13 protein-coding genes and 1 pseudogene are annotated in these 18579 nt (G+C 64.3%); 9 read left to right on the top strand and 5 right to left on the bottom strand.

Annotation, left to right across the window (positions count from 1 at the left end):
* Positions 1 to 9: 9 nt before the first annotated feature.
* A complete protein-coding gene (locus ACNJ7E_RS19330) occupies positions 10 to 2175 on the top strand; it encodes a 3-hydroxyacyl-CoA dehydrogenase NAD-binding domain-containing protein (protein ID WP_418340729.1) in 2166 nt (721 codons plus the stop codon).
* A gap of 210 nt (positions 2176 to 2385) precedes the next feature.
* Here ACNJ7E_RS19330 and ACNJ7E_RS19325 read toward each other — a convergent pair whose 3' ends face one another.
* Positions 2386 to 3282: a transposase gene (locus ACNJ7E_RS19325; protein WP_418340728.1), complete on the bottom strand. Its 897-nt coding sequence runs from the start codon at positions 3280 to 3282 to the stop codon at positions 2386 to 2388.
* A 24-nt stretch (positions 3283 to 3306) separates the two neighbouring features.
* Entirely contained in the window at positions 3307 to 3579 is a 273-nt protein-coding gene (locus ACNJ7E_RS19320; protein WP_418340727.1) for an IS110 family transposase, read from the bottom strand.
* 714 nt (positions 3580 to 4293) lie between these two features.
* On the opposite strand from ACNJ7E_RS19320, the gene ACNJ7E_RS19315 reads away from it, so the two are divergent.
* A complete protein-coding gene (locus ACNJ7E_RS19315) occupies positions 4294 to 5145 on the top strand; it encodes an alpha/beta fold hydrolase (protein WP_418340726.1) in 852 nt (283 codons plus the stop codon).
* Positions 5146 to 5373: 228 nt separating this feature from the next.
* Here ACNJ7E_RS19315 and ACNJ7E_RS19310 read toward each other — a convergent pair whose 3' ends face one another.
* Positions 5374 to 6480 (bottom strand): Lrp/AsnC family transcriptional regulator, encoded by a 1107-nt coding sequence (locus ACNJ7E_RS19310; RefSeq protein ID WP_418340737.1) that lies wholly within the window; start codon positions 6478 to 6480, stop codon positions 5374 to 5376.
* 312 nt (positions 6481 to 6792) lie between these two features.
* Here ACNJ7E_RS19310 and ACNJ7E_RS19305 point away from each other — a divergent pair, with 312 nt between their 5' ends.
* Genes ACNJ7E_RS19305 through ACNJ7E_RS19285 form a run of 5 tightly spaced genes read left to right on the top strand, consistent with a single transcriptional unit; the run spans position 6793 to position 14152 of the window.
* Positions 6793 to 10170 (top strand): AMP-binding protein, encoded by a 3378-nt coding sequence (locus tag ACNJ7E_RS19305; protein ID WP_418340725.1) that lies wholly within the window; start codon positions 6793 to 6795, stop codon positions 10168 to 10170.
* The gene (locus tag ACNJ7E_RS19300) at positions 10167 to 11690 is read left to right on the top strand and encodes an aldehyde dehydrogenase family protein (protein ID WP_418340724.1); all 1524 of its coding nucleotides are present in this window, start codon (positions 10167 to 10169) and stop codon (positions 11688 to 11690) included. The genes ACNJ7E_RS19305 and ACNJ7E_RS19300 overlap by 4 nt, the downstream gene beginning before the upstream one ends.
* Positions 11687 to 12166, top strand: a complete 480-nt coding sequence (locus tag ACNJ7E_RS19295; protein WP_418340723.1) for an SRPBCC family protein — start codon at positions 11687 to 11689, stop codon at positions 12164 to 12166. Before ACNJ7E_RS19300 ends, ACNJ7E_RS19295 begins: the two co-directional genes overlap by 4 nt.
* Entirely contained in the window at positions 12163 to 12993 is an 831-nt protein-coding gene (locus ACNJ7E_RS19290) for an SDR family NAD(P)-dependent oxidoreductase (RefSeq protein WP_418340722.1), read from the top strand. The genes ACNJ7E_RS19295 and ACNJ7E_RS19290 overlap by 4 nt, the downstream gene beginning before the upstream one ends.
* A gap of 55 nt (positions 12994 to 13048) precedes the next feature.
* Positions 13049 to 14152 (top strand): oxygenase MpaB family protein, encoded by a 1104-nt coding sequence (locus ACNJ7E_RS19285; protein WP_418340721.1) that lies wholly within the window; start codon positions 13049 to 13051, stop codon positions 14150 to 14152.
* Between the two features lie 405 nt (positions 14153 to 14557).
* Here ACNJ7E_RS19285 and ACNJ7E_RS19280 read toward each other — a convergent pair whose 3' ends face one another.
* Complete coding sequence (locus ACNJ7E_RS19280) at positions 14558 to 15595, bottom strand: Lrp/AsnC family transcriptional regulator (RefSeq protein ID WP_418340720.1); 1038 nt, start codon at positions 15593 to 15595, stop codon at positions 14558 to 14560.
* 631 nt (positions 15596 to 16226) lie between these two features.
* Between ACNJ7E_RS19280 and ACNJ7E_RS19275 the strand changes: the two genes are divergently transcribed.
* The gene (locus tag ACNJ7E_RS19275) at positions 16227 to 16979 is read left to right on the top strand and encodes a hypothetical protein (RefSeq protein ID WP_418340719.1); all 753 of its coding nucleotides are present in this window, start codon (positions 16227 to 16229) and stop codon (positions 16977 to 16979) included.
* Between the two features lie 227 nt (positions 16980 to 17206).
* On the opposite strand, the gene ACNJ7E_RS19270 is transcribed toward ACNJ7E_RS19275, so the two are convergent.
* Complete coding sequence (locus tag ACNJ7E_RS19270) at positions 17207 to 17521, bottom strand: transposase (RefSeq protein WP_418340718.1); 315 nt, start codon at positions 17519 to 17521, stop codon at positions 17207 to 17209.
* Between the two features lie 182 nt (positions 17522 to 17703).
* Between ACNJ7E_RS19270 and ACNJ7E_RS19265 the strand changes: the two are divergent.
* Positions 17704 to 18558 (top strand): annotated as a pseudogene (locus tag ACNJ7E_RS19265) (transposase); the annotation flags it as partial.
* Positions 18559 to 18579 lie beyond the last annotated feature (21 nt).

The raw sequence follows: 18579 nt of genomic DNA, 5'->3' as shown, positions 1-18579 counted from the left end.
AGCGAACCTATGACTGAGCAGAACATCATCCGATGGGATTCGCGGGAGGACGGCATCGTCGTCCTCACCATCGATGATCCGAATCAATCGGCGAACACAATGAACGCCGCGTACATCGCGTCGATGAAGGCCACGGTCGATCGACTGGAAGCGGAACGAGACTCCATCGCGGGCGTCGTGCTGACCTCCGCAAAGAAGACCTTCTTCGCCGGCGGGGACCTCAACGACCTGCTGGCTGTCCAGCCCGAGGACGCCGAGACCTTCTTCCGGACCGCCGAGGCCATCAAGGCCGACCTGCGCCGGCTCGAGAAGCTGGGCAAGCCGGTCGTCGCAGCGATCAATGGCGCCGCTCTCGGCGGCGGGCTGGAGATCGCGCTCGCGTGTCACCATCGCATCGCCCTTGATGTTAAGGGCATGCAGATCGGGTTGCCGGAGGTCGGGCTCGGCCTGCTCCCCGGCGGCGGCGGTGTCACCCGCTCCGTCCGTCTGCTCGGCATCACCAACGCTCTGACCAAGGTGCTGCTGCCGGGGCAGCGGTACACCGCGCAGCGCGCCCTCGAGGTCGGTCTCGTCGACGAGGTCGTCGACACCGCCGACGACCTACTTGCGAAGGCGGTGGAATGGATTGCGGCCAATCCCGAGTCCGCACAGCCGTGGGACACCAAGGGATACAAGATCCCCGGCGGCACCCCCGCCTCGCCCGCGTTCGCCGCGAACCTGCCCGCGATTCCGGCCAACCTGCGCAAGCAAACCCGAGGCGCCAACCTGCCCGCGCCCATAGCAATCCTGGCGGCGGCCGTCGAAGGATCGCAGGTCGACTTCGACACAGCGTCGACGATCGAGTCTCGCTACCTCACCGAGCTCGCCACCGGTCAGGTCACGAAGAACATGATCAAGGCGTTCTTCTTCGACCTGCAGCACATCAACTCCGGTGGTTCGCGCCCGGACGGCTACCCCATGCACGTCGTCAAGAAGGCCGTCGTTCTCGGCGCCGGAATGATGGGTGCCGGAATCGCACACGTGTGTGCCAAAGCGGGTATCGACGTCGTCTTGAAGGACGTGACGCCCGAGTCCGCCGAACGCGGCAAGAACTACTCGGCGAAGATCGTCGACAAGGCGGTGGGTCGCGGCACGATGACTCGCGAGATCGCCGACGCTCTGCTCGCGAAGATCCATCCGACCGACAAGGCCGAGGATGCTGCGGGAGCCGATCTGGTCATCGAAGCCGTCTTCGAGGATCCCGCGCTCAAGGCCAAGGTGTTCAAAGAGATCGAGCAGTTCGTGGCGCCGGATGCGGTGCTCGGATCGAACACGTCCACCCTGCCGATCAGTGGACTCGCGGGCGGTGTCAGCCGTCCCGCCGATTTCATCGGACTGCACTTCTTCTCGCCCGTCGACAAGATGAACCTGCTCGAGATCATCGTCGGCGACCAGACCAGCGACGCCACGCTGGCCAAGGCAATCGACATCGCGCAGCAGATCCGCAAGACCCCGATCGTGGTCAACGACAGCCGCGGATTCTTCACCAGCCGCGTCATCGGCAAGTTCCTCGACGAGGCCATCGCCATGGTGGGGGAGGGGATCAACCCGGCGTCGATCGAGCAGGCCGGTCTGCAGGCCGGCTACCCGGCCGCTCCGCTGCAGCTGTACGACGAGCTGACCCTGACCCTGCCGCGCAAGATCCGTGAAGAAACCAAGGCTGCGGCATTGGCCGACGGAATCGAATGGCAGGAGCACGGTTCCGAGGCAGTCGTCGACCGACTCATCGACGAGTTCGACCGCAAGGGACGCTCGACGGGCGGCGGCTTCTACGCCTATGCAGACGGCAAACGCACCGGAATCTGGCCCGGACTCGAGGAGCACTTCACCAAAGACGGGTACGAGATCCCGTTCGAGGACATGAAGGAGCGGATGCTCTTCGCTGAGGCGATTGACACCGTCAAATGCTTCGACGAGGGTGTCCTCCGGTCGGTGCCCGATGCGAACATCGGCTCGATCTTCGGCATCGGCTTCCCGGCCTGGACCGGTGGCGTGATGCAGTACATCAACGGGTACGAAGGCGGACCGGCAGGCTTCGTCGCACGAGCCAGAAAGCTGGCGCAGGCATACGGACCCCGCTTCGAGCCCCCGGCCAGCCTCGTAGAGAAGGCGCTGAGCGGCGAACGATACGAATAGATCGGTGAGGTGGTGTTGCCACCGCCGCAGGCGGAGNCAACACCACGGTCCGTTCGACCACTGATACGGCACCCGCCGAACGAAGGTGCCGGATCTGCACTCAATGATTTGCTGATACGAAAATATGGTGACCTTGCCGCTGATGTCGGCACGTGCCATCTCCCGGCGGAGCGCAGCGGAGCCGGGAAGGTCGTGGTGGTGTTGTGTGGGTCAGGCGGCGAGGTCAGGGTGACGGTGTAGCCAAGGGCTTCGAGTTGACGGATGTGATTGCGTTTCTTCGTGTCCGGGTTGAGGTGACGGGTGAAGTGGTCGGCACCGAGATCGTGGAAACGGGTATCCGGGTGTTTTGGAGCAGGTGCCAGACGATGACCAGGATGGACCGGCCGATGGCGACGATGGCCCGTTTCTTGCCGCGCCGTCTGGCGATCCGCCGGTACCGGGCACCGAGGAACGTATCGGTCCTGCCGGCCATGACGGCGACCTCACCGAGGGCCCGGCGAGGTAGCGGTTGCCGTGCCCGGTGGAGCCGTTGCCCTTGGGCTTGTCGGCCGAGGAATTGATCCAGGGGGAAAATTTCGCCCACGAACACAGGTGCCCGGCGGTCGGGAACCGGGACATGTCCACCCCGACCTCGGCGAGAATGGCGGCGGCGGCAACGGGACCGATACCGGGGATCTCATCCAGGCGCACCGCCGCCGTTCCGAAAGGGGCCAGCTGCGCCTCGATCTGCTCGTCGACCGCGGCGATGTCGGCGTCGATCGCGTCGATCCGGCCCAGCATCCGGGCCAGGAGGAACCCGTGGTGGTTGTCGAAGTGCCCGTTGAAGGCCTCCTCGAGCCGGGCGATCTTGGCCCGCATCCTCGACCGCGCCAGCTGGGCGAGCACCTTCGGGTCCCGTTCGCCGGCGATCAACGCGTCCATCATCGCGCGTCCGGAGACCCCGAAGATGTCGGAGGCCACGACGGAGAGTTTGATGCAGGCACATTCGAGGAGTTTTTCGACCCGGTTCTTCTCCGCCGTGCGCGCCCCGACCAGATCGGTGCGGTAGCGGGTCAGGTCCCGCAGCCGGCGGATCGGCCAGGGTGGCACGAAGCTGGGTCTCAGCATCTGCCGTTCGGCGACCTTGCACAATCAGACCGCGTCGAGGACATCGGTTTTGGGCCTACCGGGCAGGTGTTTGACGTCGCGGGCATTGACCAGCCACGGATCGAGCCCGTGCGCCTCCAAAAGATAGAACACCGGTTTCCAATAATCCGACGTCGCCTCCATCACCACCCGCTCGATACCCAACTCGCCCAGATGATTCGCGAGCTCGGTCAACGCCCGGGTCATCGTCGAATGCGTGGACACCTCCTGCAACCGTTTCTTGCGTCCAGGCTCTGCCGGGATCCGGACGCAGCACACCACCTCCGCCTTGCCGATATCGAGGCGGCGACCCGGGCGATGATCTGTTCCTCGTCGTGCGATTCCACCAGCATCGTCGTTCTCTCCTCACCGGCGCACACACCGATTGATCAGGGTGGTCGCCCGTGGGGGTCACCGGGGTGAAACGGAATCTAATCCTCGTGCTCGACAATCAACGGCAACAGTGAAGGGCCCACGGCGTGATCCCCAACGCCCGGCTAGATGACGACCTCGAAGAACCATAGGGGGACGGCGTCGACGGGCGCCCACCACACCATTTTCAGCCCGGAACGGGCGTCCCACCAGGGACAATATGGCTAGATGCCGCAACGCATTGACGTGTCGACGCGGAAGTGCGTCCTGCGTTCCAAGATAGGTGGTCGACCCGGTCCGAGGCGAGAGGTGAACGAACCCGAGTGAGCAGGTCGAGTTTGCACGGCTCGGCGCGCTCGGTGTCTGTCGCGCCTGGTCTTTTCGCACACGGCGACCACGGTTCACGCTCGCTTCGTCTGAAACGCAGAGCATGACTCGGCATATGATGCGCATTGTGGGCAATCCCAGACAGCGCATACGCCTGAGCGATTGGACCTTGAACGCGGGATGCGTCGCTCGGTCCGATCGGCACTAGTTCAACCCCGGTGACAACCAGCGTAATGTTGACATTCAGTCAACTGAAGACCGATGCTCGACGCAGTGTCGAGCCGAGGAGCGGCTGTGAGTGCTGAGACCATCTGTTTCACCCGCGACGGAAAGGGTGAGCCGCTGCTATTGATCCACGGGATCGGGAGCAGGCGTGAGGTATGGGATCCGGTGATACCGGCAGTGCGTAGCGAACGCAACACGTTCGCGGTTGATTTGCCCGGCTTCAATGGAACTCCGCTCGGGGATGTTGTGCCTACAATTGAGGGATACACGGACGCGTTAGTTAAGTTCTGTGCTGAGCAGGGAATCGGGCGGCCGCATGTCGCGGGCAATTCCCTCGGTGGAGCGATCGCGTTCGAGTTGGGCAAGCGAGGACTGGCCCGGTCGGTGACCGCGTTTGCACCGATCGGATTCTGGGGCACGTCCGGGTTGACGTGGTGTCAATTCTCGCTCCGATTGTTTCGACGCGTCGGCCCGTCTGTGCAACCGGCGCTTCCGGTTCTGGCGCGCGCGGCCGTGGGCAGGGCTTCTGCGGCAGGGCTCTTTTACGGCAAACCGGCCTCGTTGGACCGGGAGACGGTGATTGCCGACTCGAAGGCGTTTTTGTCGGCACCGGCCTTCGATGCCGTGTGCGATGCGTTCGGGCAGTATGTTTTCGGCGAACCTGGCGCGCTGACATCGACGCCGGTGACGTGCGTGTGGGGCGGCCGCGATCTGCTTCTGCCGTACCGCACCCAGGCCCGTCGGGCCAGGCATGCGCTACCGACGGCGCGGCACCTGCTTCTCCGCGGGTGTGGGCACGTCCCGTTCTTCGATGACCCGACCTCGTGCGGTCGTATCCTGTTGGGTCGATGGCCGGCGTGCGGGTGCGGTGTGGATGTCCGGTCGAGATCGATCTGCGCGGCGTCTGCCGTCGATGCCTGACGGTGTGAACCCGCGCGGCGTTGCACCTCTCCCGGCCCGGGTGCTCCCAACGTCTCGGGCGGTGCCAGCGCCGAACACCCGGAGGAAGCGGCGTTAGGTGTCTCAGGCGAACACCTCGTCGTTCGAGGCCCGCGCGAGCCCGGAATGCCGAGACTGAGTATGGTGTCGAGCTTTCGGGGCCTCGGCTGACGGGACAGGGATGTGGTCAGGGTGTGCATTGTTGGCACCCTATGGCAGCCGCTTGAGGTAGGGACTGAAGCGCACCACGTCCATCATGGGGAGCGTTTCCGTGCCATTCACGCCAGGGATCGCTCGGATGTCGCGCGCGACGAGTTCAAGAAGTTGATGTTGATCGTCCGCTGTCAGCGTCAAGATGAGTGCCGCCGGCCCGATCGTCGTCGCTAGGAACACTGTTTCCGGCATCGCGAGGAGCTTCTCGCGGATGGAACCGAGTGCGGTGCGGTCTACAGTCAGAGAAACATTGGCGATGACGCCCGCGTATCCCATTGATATCGGCTCGGCCATTGCTACGATTCGACACAGTCCGCCTCTGTCCAGTCTGTCGATTCGCGCTCGAATCGTCCCCTCTGCGACACCGAGGTTGCGCGCGATCGCCCGCGACGACTGGCGACTGTCGGTCACGAGAGCCTGGATAACGGCGATGTCGAGGTCGTCGACATCGAGGGCGGGGGCGGGCAGGCGGATCGGGGGCGCGTTTTGGACCATGAAGAACTGTCGGCCGCGAGTTGTTACTGCCGTTTCAGTGGCGATGTCGGTCACGATTTCGGCGACCCCGGCGATCGACGGAAGGTCGCGGTTGATCAGTTCGTGCAGTTCGGTGCTATCGCGAACCAAGAAGTATGCGACGAGGTCATACGTTCCGAGGACGACCGCGACGGCCTCGCAATTGTCGAGCTCGCCGATCGTGGTCGCGACGTCGATGGGTGCACGGTTCATAGTGCGCATGCGCACTATGACGAACCACTCGAATCCGGCCATCTCCCAGTCTATAAGTGCGGTGAAGACGAGGCTGCCGGCAGACAGCAGCTTCTTGAGCCTGATGCTCACCGCGGACTCGCTGATGCCGGTGAGCTGCGCGAGCTGGCGGTTGGTGGCGTGGCAATCGGCGAGTAAGTGGTCGATGAGTTGCTGGTCGACCGAAACCGCTGTGGTGCTGCCGTTGTTCGCCCTAAGGGTGCCGGGGGCGTCTGGATGCGTGCTGTGCCGCGGTCGACTCGGCAGCAGTGGTGGTTGGATGCGGGCAAAATCCGCACGTTGTGATCTCAGGGGATCTTCCCTGCCTTGGACTCGGTTCCGCTCGCCGCTGGACATCATCACAGTGAACATTGTTACTCGTCCGCTTGGCCAACAACGGCAAGGAGGCTACGCAATATCCCTAAAATCGAGCAATATGATGGCATATGCGAAGTTATAGCAGCCAAATTGTGTGTATGTTTGACAAACGACGTGACCTGAACCATAGTGAGACCTGGGTAGCGCGCCGGAGTATGCGTAGTCGCGAGGTGTGCAAGTTGCGCAAGATGAAGTTGGCTCCTCAAGGTTGGGTGCCAATATGCAATGCGAGAGGGCGCCGCTGCTCTCGATACCTTCCACTGAAATTCGAACGGGCTGGGTGTGATGGCATTTATGAGCAAGAGTCGTCGGAACCGATCCCCGATGCCGCAGCTGGGTGTTTCGTCCTCTGTTGCGATCGTCGGGACGGGGTTTGGTGGGCTCGCTGCAGCCATCGAACTCAAGCGGGCAGGCTTCGACAACATCACGCTCTTCGAGCGCGCATCCACCGTGGGCGGTGTGTGGCGGGACAACACGTATCCCGGCGCAGCATGTGACGTTCCGTCGGCGATCTACTCCTTCTCCTATGCGCTGAAACCGGACTGGTCGGCGGTCTTCGGGAAGCAGTCGGAGATACACACCTATCTCGAGCACGTCGCCGACGAGTTCGACGTGACCCGGCACATCCGTTTCGACACCGAGGTCACCTCGGCGGAGTTCGACGAGACGACCGGAACCTGGGCGGTCGGTGTGGAGTCGGGCGAGGTCGAGACGTTCGACGTGCTGATCATGGCGACCGGCCAGCTCAGCCGACCCAAGATGCCGGCCGTGGACGGGCTCGACAGCTTCCGCGGCGAGTCGTTCCACTCCGCCGAGTGGCGCAGTGACGTCGATCTCCGGGACAAAAGGGTCGTGGTCGTCGGCAGCGGTGCCAGTGCCGTCCAGCTCGTTCCCGCGATCGCGGACGAGGTCGCCGACCTCACCGTCGTGCAACGCTCACCCAACTGGGTCATGTGGAAGAGCCGGCGGGTACCGGGCAAACTGCAGACCGCACTCATGCGCCGCTCCGGCGTCCTGCGGACCTTGCATCACAACCTGCTGTTCCTGGCCTACGAGTCCCGCTATCCGCTGGTGCTCCGGCTGGCGAATCCGGTGCGCAAGCTGTCCGAGTGGTGGCTGATCCGGACTATCAGGAAGAACCTCTCGGATCCCGCCGAGGTCTCCGCGGCGATTCCCGACTACAAGCTCCTGTGCAACCGGCTTCTGCTGTCCAACGAGTGGTACCCGACGCTCGGCCGCGAGGACGTGCACCTCGTCGGATCCGCCGTGTCCAAGGTGGATGCCACTGGCGTCATCACCGCCGACGGTCAGCATATCGATGCCGATGTGATCGTGTGGTGCACCGGATTCAAGGCCAGCGAGTTCCTGGTCCCGATCACCATCAAGGGCATCGGCGGCCGGGACCTCCACGAGGAGTGGACGAACGCGGCCACGGCGTATCTGGGCATGACCGTGCCGAACTTCCCGAACTTCTTCATGCTGTTCGGACCCAATACCAACAGCATCACCAACACAATCGTGTTCCTGCTCGAACGGCAGGCGCGCTACATCCGTCAGGCTCTCGAACATCGCGAGGACGCCGGCCTGCAGTGGATTGCGGTCAGCGACAACACGAATGCCATCTTCCAGGACTGGCTCGACGGCAAGATGACACAAACCGTGTTCACCGACGGCTGTCCTGGTTGGTACACGAACGAGAGTGGCAAGGTCACCGCCATGTGGCCGGCCTCGCATCTGTCCTACGCGCGGGCCACGGCGGAGTTCAAACCACACGAATACGACCGCCAACCTCTCTTCGCTGTCGTGGACCAGAGCCCGTCCGGAGAGACCTCGGTTCGGCCCGACCACACCGTAGAAACCCTTCGACCCGGGAGCGGCGACGCGATGACCAATCATGACAACTCTTTCGAAACCGAGACCATCTGTAGCGTCTTCGACCGCACAGTCACCAACTATCCGGACCAGCGCGCGCTGAGCACCCCGGACGGTAGCGAGTCCTACACGTACAGCGAATATCGCACCGCGGTGCGCGACGTCGCCGCGGCCCTGCACGGTTTGGGCGTCCGCCGGGGCGACGTCGTGCTCATGATGTTCGAGAACCGACCCGAGTTCCACATCATCGACCTGGCCGCCGTCCATCTCGGTGCCGCCACCTGCTCCGTTTACAACACGGCGCCCCCCAGGGACATCGAGCACATTCTTAATGACTGCTCGCCCAAGGTCGCGGTGTGTGAGCCGAAATTCGTAGCCACGCTGCAGACCGCAACCGGAGGCCGCATTCCGCTGGTGTCCACCGGCGAGCCCGGCGATGGATACCTGGCTCTGGGCCAGCTCGATCGTTCCGAACACCTCGACTTCGACGCCGCATGGCGCGCGGTGCACCCGGACGACGTGTTGACTCTCATCTACACCTCGGGAACGACCGGCACCCCGAAGGGCGTCGAACTGACACACCGCTCGATGATCGCGGACGTCTTCCTCGCCGCCGAGCGACTCGAGATGCGCCCGGGCGATCGCGTGCCGTCGGCGATGCCGATGGCGCACGCTGCGCAGCGATGGGGCACCCACTACAACGGTGTGGCCTTCGGCCTCGACGTCGTGACCATCGCCGACGTGCAGCAGTTGGTGCCAGGACTGCAGACAATCCAGCCCGAGATCTGGGGGACGGTGCCCCGAGTGTTGGAGAAGATCGTGGCGGGCCTGTCGGCGAAGTTCGCCGCGGAGCCGGACGAGGCCAAACGCTCGGCCATCACCGGGGCGCTCGAGATCGGTGAGCAGGTGGTGCTGACCCGCCGCGAGTCGGGCGAGCTGCCCGAGGAGCTGGCAGCGAATTACGAGAAGGCCAAGCCGGTGCTGGACGGCATCCTCGCCGCACTGGGCCTGTCCCACCTGCGGTGGCTGGTGGTCGGGGCCGCACCGACTCCGCCGCACGTGCTGCTGTTCATGGAGGCAATCGGACTGCAGATCGTCGAGGTCTGGGGCATGACCGAACTCGGTGCGGTCGCCACGATCAATCCCGTCGGCCAACAGCGAGCCGGCACCGTCGGCCGCCCCCTGCGCGGCGTCGAGGTCCACATCGCCAAGGACGGCGAGGTGCTGGTCCGCGGACCGATCCAGATGCAGGGCTACCACAACGATCCCGCTCGTACCGCCGACACGATCGACTCCGATGGCTGGCTGCACACCGGAGACATCGGCGAGCTCGACGACCAGGGCTACCTCCGCATCGTCGACCGCAAAAAGGAGCTGATCGTCACCGCGTCGGGCAAAAACATTTCGCCCCAGCGCGTCGAGGCCGCCATCAAGAGCGAAAGCCCGCTGATCGGTTCGGCCGTCGCGATCGGCGACGGCCGGCCGTTCATCACCGCGCTGATCGTGCTCGACCCCGAGGTGGCCGCCGCACGGGCGAAGGCCCTGGGGCTGCCCGACGGCGACCTCGAGGCCGTCGTCGCACATTCCGACATCGTGGCCGAGATCGACGGTGCGATCGAACGCGCCAACACACAGCTTGCCCGCATCGAGCAGATCAAGCGCTTCTCGATCATCGCCGAAGTGTGGATGCCCGGCGGTAGCGAGCTCACCCCGACGATGAAGCTCCGTCGCCGACCCATCGCGGAGAAGTACGGCAACGCCATCGACGATCTGTACGCAGCCTCGAAAGTGTCGCGGTGACCGCGCAGGTGGGTCGGCGCGCATCGGGCACCCCCGAGTTTTTCGCCTCGACCGAACCGGCCGGCGGCGACCTGATCGACCGGTTCCCGAATATGGACCCGGCGGCGGTCACCGCGGTGGTGACCGATGCGCGGTCAGCGGGCGAGCAATGGTCGGCGCTCGGGTTCGCGCAGCGCCGCCGCGCGCTGCTGGCGTGGGCGGGCGAGCTGTCCCGGTCCAGCCGCGACCTGACGGATCTGATCAACCGCGAAAACGGCAAGCCGCACGACGACGCCTACATGGAACTGGTCATCGCCCTCGAGCACATCGACTGGGCGGCGCGCAACGCCAAGCGTGTGCTCACTCCCCGCCGTGTGAGCTCGGGCATCCTGATGGCGAACTACCGGGCCCGAATCCAGTACGAACCGTACGGCGTCGTCGGCGTCATCAGTCCATGGAACTACCCGCTTTTCGCGCCGATCGCGCCGATCGCCTCGGCGCTGGCGGCCGGCAATGCGGTGGTCCTCAAGCCCAGCGAGTACGCCACAGCGGTCGCCCGGGAACTCGTCGACGCGTTTCACCGCGCAAATCCGGGTCTCGATCCCGCGGTGCTGAGCCTGGTGACCGGCAGGGGTGAAACCGGAGCCGCGCTGGTTGCGTCCGGGATCGACAAACTCGAGTTCACCGGCTCGCCGCGCACCGGCCGCATCATCGGCAAGGCCTGCGCGGAAACGTTCACGCCGGTCGTCATGGAGTGCGGCGGCAAGGATGCACTCGTCGTGGCCGCCGACGCGGACGTGAGCAAGGCAGCAGACGCCGCCGCGTGGGGCGGCTTCAGCAACGGCGGGCAGACCTGTGTGGGCGTGGAACGTGTGTACGTCCACCAATCGATCGCGGCGGAATTCATCACCGCACTCACCGCACGGCTGACCGGCGCGCACGCAGGCGTCTCCGGGGACTGCACCTACGGGCCGATGACGCTCGAAGCGCAGACCGACATCGTCCGTCGGCACGTCGACGAGGCCGTGTCCGGTGGCGCGCAGGCACCGCTCGGCGCCATCGAGAGGATCAACGGACGGCTGATCGACCCGATCGTCCTCGTCAACACCGACGAGAACGGCCCGGCCGTGCAGGAGGAAACATTCGGCCCCACCGTGACTGTCAAGGTCGTCGACTCGATCGAGGAGGCCATCGCGCTGGCGAACGGCACGCAGTTCGGCCTCGGGGCATCCGTATTCTCGCGTGAGAACGGGCAGCGGATCGCCGACAAATTGCGGTGCGGGATGGTGTCGATCAACTCGGTACTCGCCTTCGTCAGCATCCCCGCCCTGCCGTTCGGCGGAGTGGGGGCGAGCGGCAACGGGCGCATCCACGGCGCCGAGGGCCTGTTGGAGTTCAGTCGAACGAAGTCGATCTCGACGAAGATCGCCGATCTGCCCGGACTGAACGGGATGCTGTTGAACCGCGCGGCGATCACCATCCCCGCGCTCAAGGCGCTCACGCGTGCACGGTTCTCCTGGCGCCGGGGAGGTATCCGATGACCAGGACGCAAGACTTCTCCCACTCGGCGTTCACAACCGCATCGCTGTCCACCGTGGCGGACACCGTCGCCGACTCCGACCACTGGGCGCGCTGGGCCCGTCCGTACCTCGCGCAGTCGCGCTGCGAGAAGTGGGGCACGGACCAGGCGTACGGGAAGGGCTCCATCCGCCGGGTGGGCCTGGCACCGGTGTGGATCCGGGAACTCGTCACCGACTGGGATCCGGCGGGGCATCAGACCTACACGATGCTGAGCCCGTACCTGTTCGACCGGTACCGGGGAATGATCCAGTTCACCGAAGCCGCAGCCGATGGCGGGACGCGTATTACCTGGTCGGTCGACTTCGAACCGCGCTGGTCCGCGACCGGAAAAGTGTTGCAAATCGGCATGTCGTCAGTCATCAAAAGACTGCTCGGTCGTCTCGTCGCGGAATGCGACAGGGCCGAGAAGGGAGAGAAATGGACGGTCCACAGGTGAGTCAATCGGTCGTGCAATTGGCCGATCCGGGTGAGTTCGAGCCACCCACAGGGGCATTGGCCGGCAGAGTCGCGCTCATCACCGGGGGCTCGCGGGGCGTGGGCGCGGGTATCGCCATCGAACTCGCCCGTCTCGGCGCGAACGTGGCGATTACCTACAACCGCCGACCCGACGACGCAGAGCAGGTCCTCGCCACAGTCCGTGAGTCCGGCGCCGAGGGACTCTCACTCCGACTCGACGTGGCGGATACCGCTGCGGCGCCCGAGGTCGTGACGCGGGTGAACGACGAGTTGGGACCGGTGGATCTGTTCGTCAGCAACGCCGGAATCGCCAGCACCGGTCGGACGATCGCCGATACCCCGCCCGAGGAGTTCGAGCGGCTCATGGCGGTCCACGCGTGGGGACCGATCGCCCTCATCCAACAATTGCTGCCGCAGATGCGCGGACAGGATCGAAGCGACATCGTGGTCGTGTCGAGCGCGGTCACCGACAACCACCCACCCTCGACCGGACCGTACGTGATGGCCAAGCGCGCCATCGAATCAGCCTGCCGGGTGCTGGCACTGGAGGAGCGGGAGCACGGCGTACGTGTGAACGTAGTGGCACCGGGTCTGGTTGCGACCGACATGGGCCGCCGACTGGTGGGCGCCAGCTCGTCCGAAGGGTCGAGTTTCGATTCGACGGCCGCAGCGAGTCCTTTCGGGCGCGTCTGCACCCCGGCCGACATCGGTTCGATCGTCGGCTTCCTCGCCAGCCCAGCAGCGTCCTACCTGACCGGGACGAGGCTGACGGTCGACGGCGGCGGTGTGGCACCGACGATCTACTGAGGTCCGCTGAACGAGAAATGCGAGACTGTCGACAGCTCATAACGATTGGAGCATCATGACCAGCACAGCTGAGGAAAAGGTGGCACGTCCGGCCCTCGCGACGAAGCCACACGAGAAAGATCCGGTCGACTGGGCGCTCGGCCCCGGGTCCGTGACCTGGACGGTGATGGAAGACCCGGCGGTGTTTCTCGTTGGTCTGCTGCGGGAGGCGATGCTTCTCACCCTGCATCCGGACTTCGCAGCCGCCGCCGTCGATCACGACAGCTTCGGTGACGACCCGATCAGCCGATTCCGCCATGTCGCGATGTACACCTACGGCGCGACGTACGGAACTCGGGACGACGCGATACGGTTCAGCGCGATGGTGCGTCGCACACACACCCGGATTGTCGGGACCGAGCCGATGACGGGTCAAAACTACCGCGCGCATGCGGACTACGAGCTCGCGCTGACGCAGGTGATGTTGGTCGATTCGTTCCGCGAAGCGTACGAGGCGCTCTACGGTGAGCTGCCGGCCGTCAAACGGGACCAGTTCGTCAGGGAGCAGCAGGTTCCGGCTGCCCTGTTGGGTGTCGATCCCGATCACATGCCGAACACGTTCGGTGAATCCGTTGACTTCCTCGCTCACGCGAGGGTCAAGTTCGCGCCCGGTCTGCAGGCGCGAGAGATCCTCGAACCATTCGGACACGGCAAGTACCCGCGCGGTACCGTGATCGGCGATCTTCCGGTGTACTACCGGATCCCGGCGATGTTCGGTCTGCGGGCGATGTCGGACATGGCGATGTCGATCATGTCTCCCGAGGAGCGGCGATTGATCTCGATCGATCGGAAACCGAAGCTGCGGTCCACGCTCGCGGTCCGGCTGTCGTTCAAGGCGCTGTCGGCATTCATGCGCAGCGAACGCGGAAGCCAGGTCTGGAACTCGTTCGTCAAGGCCAACGTTGCCGAGATCATCGAGGCGGCGCAGAAGGCGCAGCGCGCACCTGGCGGTCGCACGCGTGCGTCGACCTTCGTCATCCCCGACGCCCGCGAGGCTCTGGTCGTGCCGCCGGACCTCGCCGAGAACTGGCCGGGGTCGACCGAGGCGTACAAACTCGGTAGCGATCCGGGGGCTGAAGCTGCGCTCAACGGGCGGTCGCGGAACAAGTCCGCCTCCTGACACACGCGGCGGCCGACGTGTCCGTGGCGCTGTCGGGCAGCTCGCCCTGCCCTGGATGTTCGGCGCGCGTCTGACCGTGAAGCGAGCTGGATGCGATGCCACCGATTTGACGGTCGCCGCTGTGGTCGGTGTCGGTCCGAGCTCGAGGGCGCGTTCGAGCTCGGAGTGACTATCGAGTTGACTTTTCCCGGGCCGGTCGTGCCGGATGTTGCCTCGGTGGCGTTCGAATACGGACACACCGCGTGAGAGGTAGGCGGGCGCGACATCGCGTCGAATAGCTGTCGCCCGAACCTAGAGATCATGGCCCTCCCGACCCCTGGACGAGTGCCACCGTCATGTTGCGAGGGGCGATCGATGTAACGAACGGCTGGGCCGATCGCTAAGCAAACCGCTACTACTACGAGGCTAATTCAGTCTCTTCATGTAGGGCGCGAAACGGACGACGTCGATCATCTGCAAAGTCTCCGTCGAACGCACACCTTGAAGTGTTCGCAATTGGCTGAGCACCGTCTCGAGCATGTCATCCTGGTCTTTGGCGGCGATCGCCACCGAAATATCGACGCTTCCCACCGTGACAGCCAGAAATATGGTTTGTGGAAGCTTGCGTACTGCTGAAGCCACTGTCGCGACCGCGTCGCGATCGACTCGGAGGCCGATGCTGGCAATGACGCCGATCATGCCTAAGGCCAACGGCTCGACCATAGCGACGATGCGCATCAACCCCGACCCGGTCAGGCGTTGAATCCGTGCGCGCACGGTTCCTTCCGACACATCCAGTTGACGGGCGATACTGCGACTCGACTGCCGCCCGTCACACAAAAGCTCCTGCATGATTGACGCATCGAGTTCGTCAAGATCGATGACGGGATCGGGAAGCCGGATTGAGGGGGCGTTGCGGGCTAGGAAGAACTGCCTGCCCAGTGACGTCACAGTGGACTCGGTCGACAGATCCATCTTCATCGAGCTGATCCCAGGAATTGATGCAAGTTCCTCCGCGATCAACTGATGGAGCTCTGCCCGGTCCCGCATGACGAAGTACGCGAGTACATCGACGTCGCCGAAGACAATTGCCACCGCCTCACATCCGGGAAGCTTGGCCAAGTCGTCGGCCACCTCACGCGGGGGCCGGCCCTCGACGTTGATCTTGGCGATGACGAACCATTCGTAACCGGCGGCTTCCCAGTCGAAGAGGGCGGTAAAGATGAGCACTCTGTCGTTGACAAGTCGTTTGATTCGAGCTCCGGCCGTTACGTTCGTCGTGCCGGCCGCCGAGGCGAGTTCTCGATTTGACATCCGTCCGTCTTCGAGCAGGAGGGCGATAAGTGTTCTGTCCAGCTCGTCGAGGCCTGGCTTGGAACGAGAGTTCGGCCCCAGCAAGGACTGGCCAGCGGACGCTCCCTCGATCGAGGGAGGTCTGAGTTCCACGATGCCTTCATTCTGCATCCGATGCCTCATAGTTGCCTTCCTCCCGACTGCTATGTGCAAGGCAGCCTCGCACTTGTGCCCGCTCGACTTCGAGACGGCAACCGAGACATCCGTTACTCAAACGAACGACAGCCGCCGGCCCCCGGTTGCTGAAGTGGCAACTGCGTAATAAGTACACTATAGTCTGGCCACTTATTGCTACTCTCTTCTGCTTTGGTGCTCACTATGCGTATACTAGCCGCTAGCTTAGTCTGCAATCTCGCATCGAGGGACCTATTGTGACTTAATTGGCGTGACGGCTGCGCAGGCGCCCGACACGGGCTCGCCGTTGCGGTCGCGACTTCCTCGTCCTATCCTCGCCCCCTCGCGCCAACGAGGATTGTGGTCACATCACAGGACAACGCATCGTCGTGGGCGACGGCGGTGCAGCCCCCCGTTCTGAACGCAGAAACCAATAACTGCACAACTTCGATCGCCTACGTATGTGCCGTGAAGGTTTGCGGGACGGACCGCGCAATCGAGAAGCGAGCAAGGAGTAGTAGTGACAGAATCTCTGTCGTTACCGTTGAGAAGCCTGGGGCCACGCCCAGAAGATTTGAGTGCGTCTAGCGCAGCGTGGTTCTTCACCCTTGTCGTGGGGGTCGGGTTCGTGATCATCGCACTGTGGTGTCTGGCCTTCGCGGTGCGCCGAAAAGACACTCTGCCACTGCTCATGCTGGGAAGCGGTCTGCTCTCAGTAGGCCTCGAGCCGATTGTCGACACAATGGGTAAGGTCTGGTATGCCAAAGACAATCCGTGGGTGGTGTACACGGCGGTGGGAGTTCCGCAGCCCGCCTTCCTGTTGCTGGGCTACGCACTGTTCTGGGGAGGGACGGTCTATGTCGGTTCTCGATTCGTCCTGCGGGGCACCAGCCTGTGGAAAGTCTTCGCAACAGTCTTTGCAATGGATCTGTTCGTGGAATACCTCGGCGCACCGATACTCGATGTCGGCGTCTACTTCGACTTCTCGCCGTATACATTGTTCGGGTTCCCAGTGTGGTGGGCCTTCGTCAACGGCGCCGTCGCCGCAGTCGGAGTGTGGCTGCTCCTCGCCCTCGAACACCGGCTGAGCGGATGGCGCAGGCTGGCCTTGCTGACCGTCTCCCCAACGGCATTCGCCGCAACCCACGCTACCTGTGCATGGCCGGTGTGGGTGACACTGCACTCTGACGTACCGCAATGGGCTGGCTGGATCGCCGGAACATACGCAATCGCTATGGCCTTCGGGATGGTCACCTTCGCTTCAACAATGATTCGAGACAGCCTCGAATTGAAAAACATTCGGGACGACATCAGTGCGCGCCGGAGAAACCACGAATCTCATGGAGTAGCCCACAAGGTGCAGGTGCACCGCAATGAGTGACGCCGTCGTGATCGGCGTCGGCCCAACGGTCTACAGCCGTGCTCTGATCGAAGGATTTTCGCCGGGGCCATGGAGCGTCTCTGGCTAGGAGCCTGGGTCAGTATTGCCAATCGGGGTTGTCGCGATGGTGCGACTGGAGTGGATTGCGCGGCGGTGGGTGGGTTCGGTATGGACGTAAGTTGCGCGGATGGCCGGCTTAGGATCTGCGGTAGCGGCTGACCAGCCGGTCAGATCGCCGTGAGGGCCGCGAGGCCGTGGACACCGACTGCGCTGTGGAGCTTGCGGAGGTTGTGACAGGCGGCGAGCAGCAGCCATTCGCCGCGGGTCTGGTCGAGTCCGCGGAGTAGCAGGTGTTTGGCGTTCTGCAGGGTGCTCATCTGGCCGAAGACCGGTTCGACGATGGCTTTGCGGCGGGCGTATGCGGCCCTTCCGGGTGGCCAGCTTGCGGGCCACTCGTTGCTTGCCGTTCGCGGACTTGGGGATTCGCCCGGGTGAGGACACCGGTGGTGGGTCGTCACGGCGCCAACGCCCGGTCGCGACATAGAACTCGGTGCCGCGTTCGTCGGCGAACTCGGCGGCGCGGTCGAGGCTGTCGGCCGAGCGTCGGCGCCGACGAGGACCTGGTCCGGGACCTGCCCGGTGTAGTCACGGCCTGTTCGGTCATCGGCATCAGATTGCCGACATCGGCGGCGTTGGTGTTCACGTCGGTGGCCACGATCACCTGATGTTTCTCGTCGACCACGGCCTGCGCGTTGTAACACTGTTGGAAGGCCGCGTCGCCGGTCAGTGTGATCTTCGAGTCCGGGTCGGTGAAGCCCGCGTTGCGCCTTCGGTTTCGGCGTCGCCTTACCGGCCGCGCTTGCCCCCACACCCGCAGCGGTGTCATCGTCGTCGCGACGGTCTGTGGTCCGCCGTCGGTCCGCTCCCGTGCCGCCTGCCGGGCCTCGGCCGAGGCGGCGGCCTTCGCCCTCCCGAATCTTCGCCAACCGGGTCTGCCGCCGCCGCCTGGCCACGAAGGGCGTGTACTGGCGGGGGCTACTGGTCACCGCCATCGACGCCCGCCATGATGTGCTGCCCGGACACCGCGGCGAATCTGCAGGTCTACCACCGGGGCGGCGGGTATCACGGCGGCACCGGGTATCCGATGGTGCGCCTGCTCGCCGTGGTGGCGTGCGGCACCCGCACCGTGATCGACGCGACGTTCGGTGCCAGCAGCGTCGGGGAAACCACCTACACCCTCGACCTACTCCGGGGGAGGCACCGCGGGATGATCGTGCTGGCCGACCGCAACTTCGCCTCACAGGCGTTGCTCGCGCGGTCCGCGACACCGGTGCGCACCTGCTGGTCCGGGTCAAGAACAGCCGCAACCTCCCGGTCTGCGCCCGGCTGCCCGACGGCTCCTACCTGTCCGGATGGGCCTGGTCGAGGTCCGTGTCCTGTGCTGCGAGATCACCATCACAACCAGTGCGGGACACGCAGCGAGACCTACAAGCTGGTGACCACCCTCCTCGATCCCGACTGTCCCGCAAACGAAATCGTCCGTTTGTACCACGATCGGTGGGAGATCGAGACCGCGTTCCTGGAGCTGAAATCGACGATC

Source organism: Rhodococcus mengyinensis (genome assembly GCF_048381435.1).
GTDB classification, from domain to species: domain Bacteria; phylum Actinomycetota; class Actinomycetes; order Mycobacteriales; family Mycobacteriaceae; genus Rhodococcus_F; species Rhodococcus_F opacus_D.
Note: the sequence above shows the minus strand (reverse complement) of the source record. Positions and strands in the feature narration are given on the sequence as shown.

What these genes read in the sequence shown, in the direction of transcription:
- ACNJ7E_RS19310 (WP_418340737.1), bottom strand. Translation starts at nt 6,480, where the DNA reads ATGATGTCCAGCGGCGAGCGGAACCGAGTCCAAGGCAGGGAAGATCCC.
- ACNJ7E_RS19295 (WP_418340723.1), top strand. Translation starts at nt 11,687, where the DNA reads ATGACCAGGACGCAAGACTTCTCCCACTCGGCGTTCACAACCGCATCG.
- ACNJ7E_RS19325 (WP_418340728.1), bottom strand. Translation starts at nt 3,282, where the DNA reads ATGCTGAGACCCAGCTTCGTGCCACCCTGGCCGATCCGCCGGCTGCGG.
- ACNJ7E_RS19280 (WP_418340720.1), bottom strand. Translation starts at nt 15,595, where the DNA reads ATGCAGAATGAAGGCATCGTGGAACTCAGACCTCCCTCGATCGAGGGA.
- ACNJ7E_RS19305 (WP_418340725.1), top strand. Translation starts at nt 6,793, where the DNA reads ATGAGCAAGAGTCGTCGGAACCGATCCCCGATGCCGCAGCTGGGTGTT.
- ACNJ7E_RS19285 (WP_418340721.1), top strand. Translation starts at nt 13,049, where the DNA reads ATGACCAGCACAGCTGAGGAAAAGGTGGCACGTCCGGCCCTCGCGACG.
- ACNJ7E_RS19270 (WP_418340718.1), bottom strand. Translation starts at nt 17,521, where the DNA reads ATGTCGCGACCGGGCGTTGGCGCCGTGACGACCCACCACCGGTGTCCT.
- ACNJ7E_RS19330 (WP_418340729.1), top strand. Translation starts at nt 10, where the DNA reads ATGACTGAGCAGAACATCATCCGATGGGATTCGCGGGAGGACGGCATC.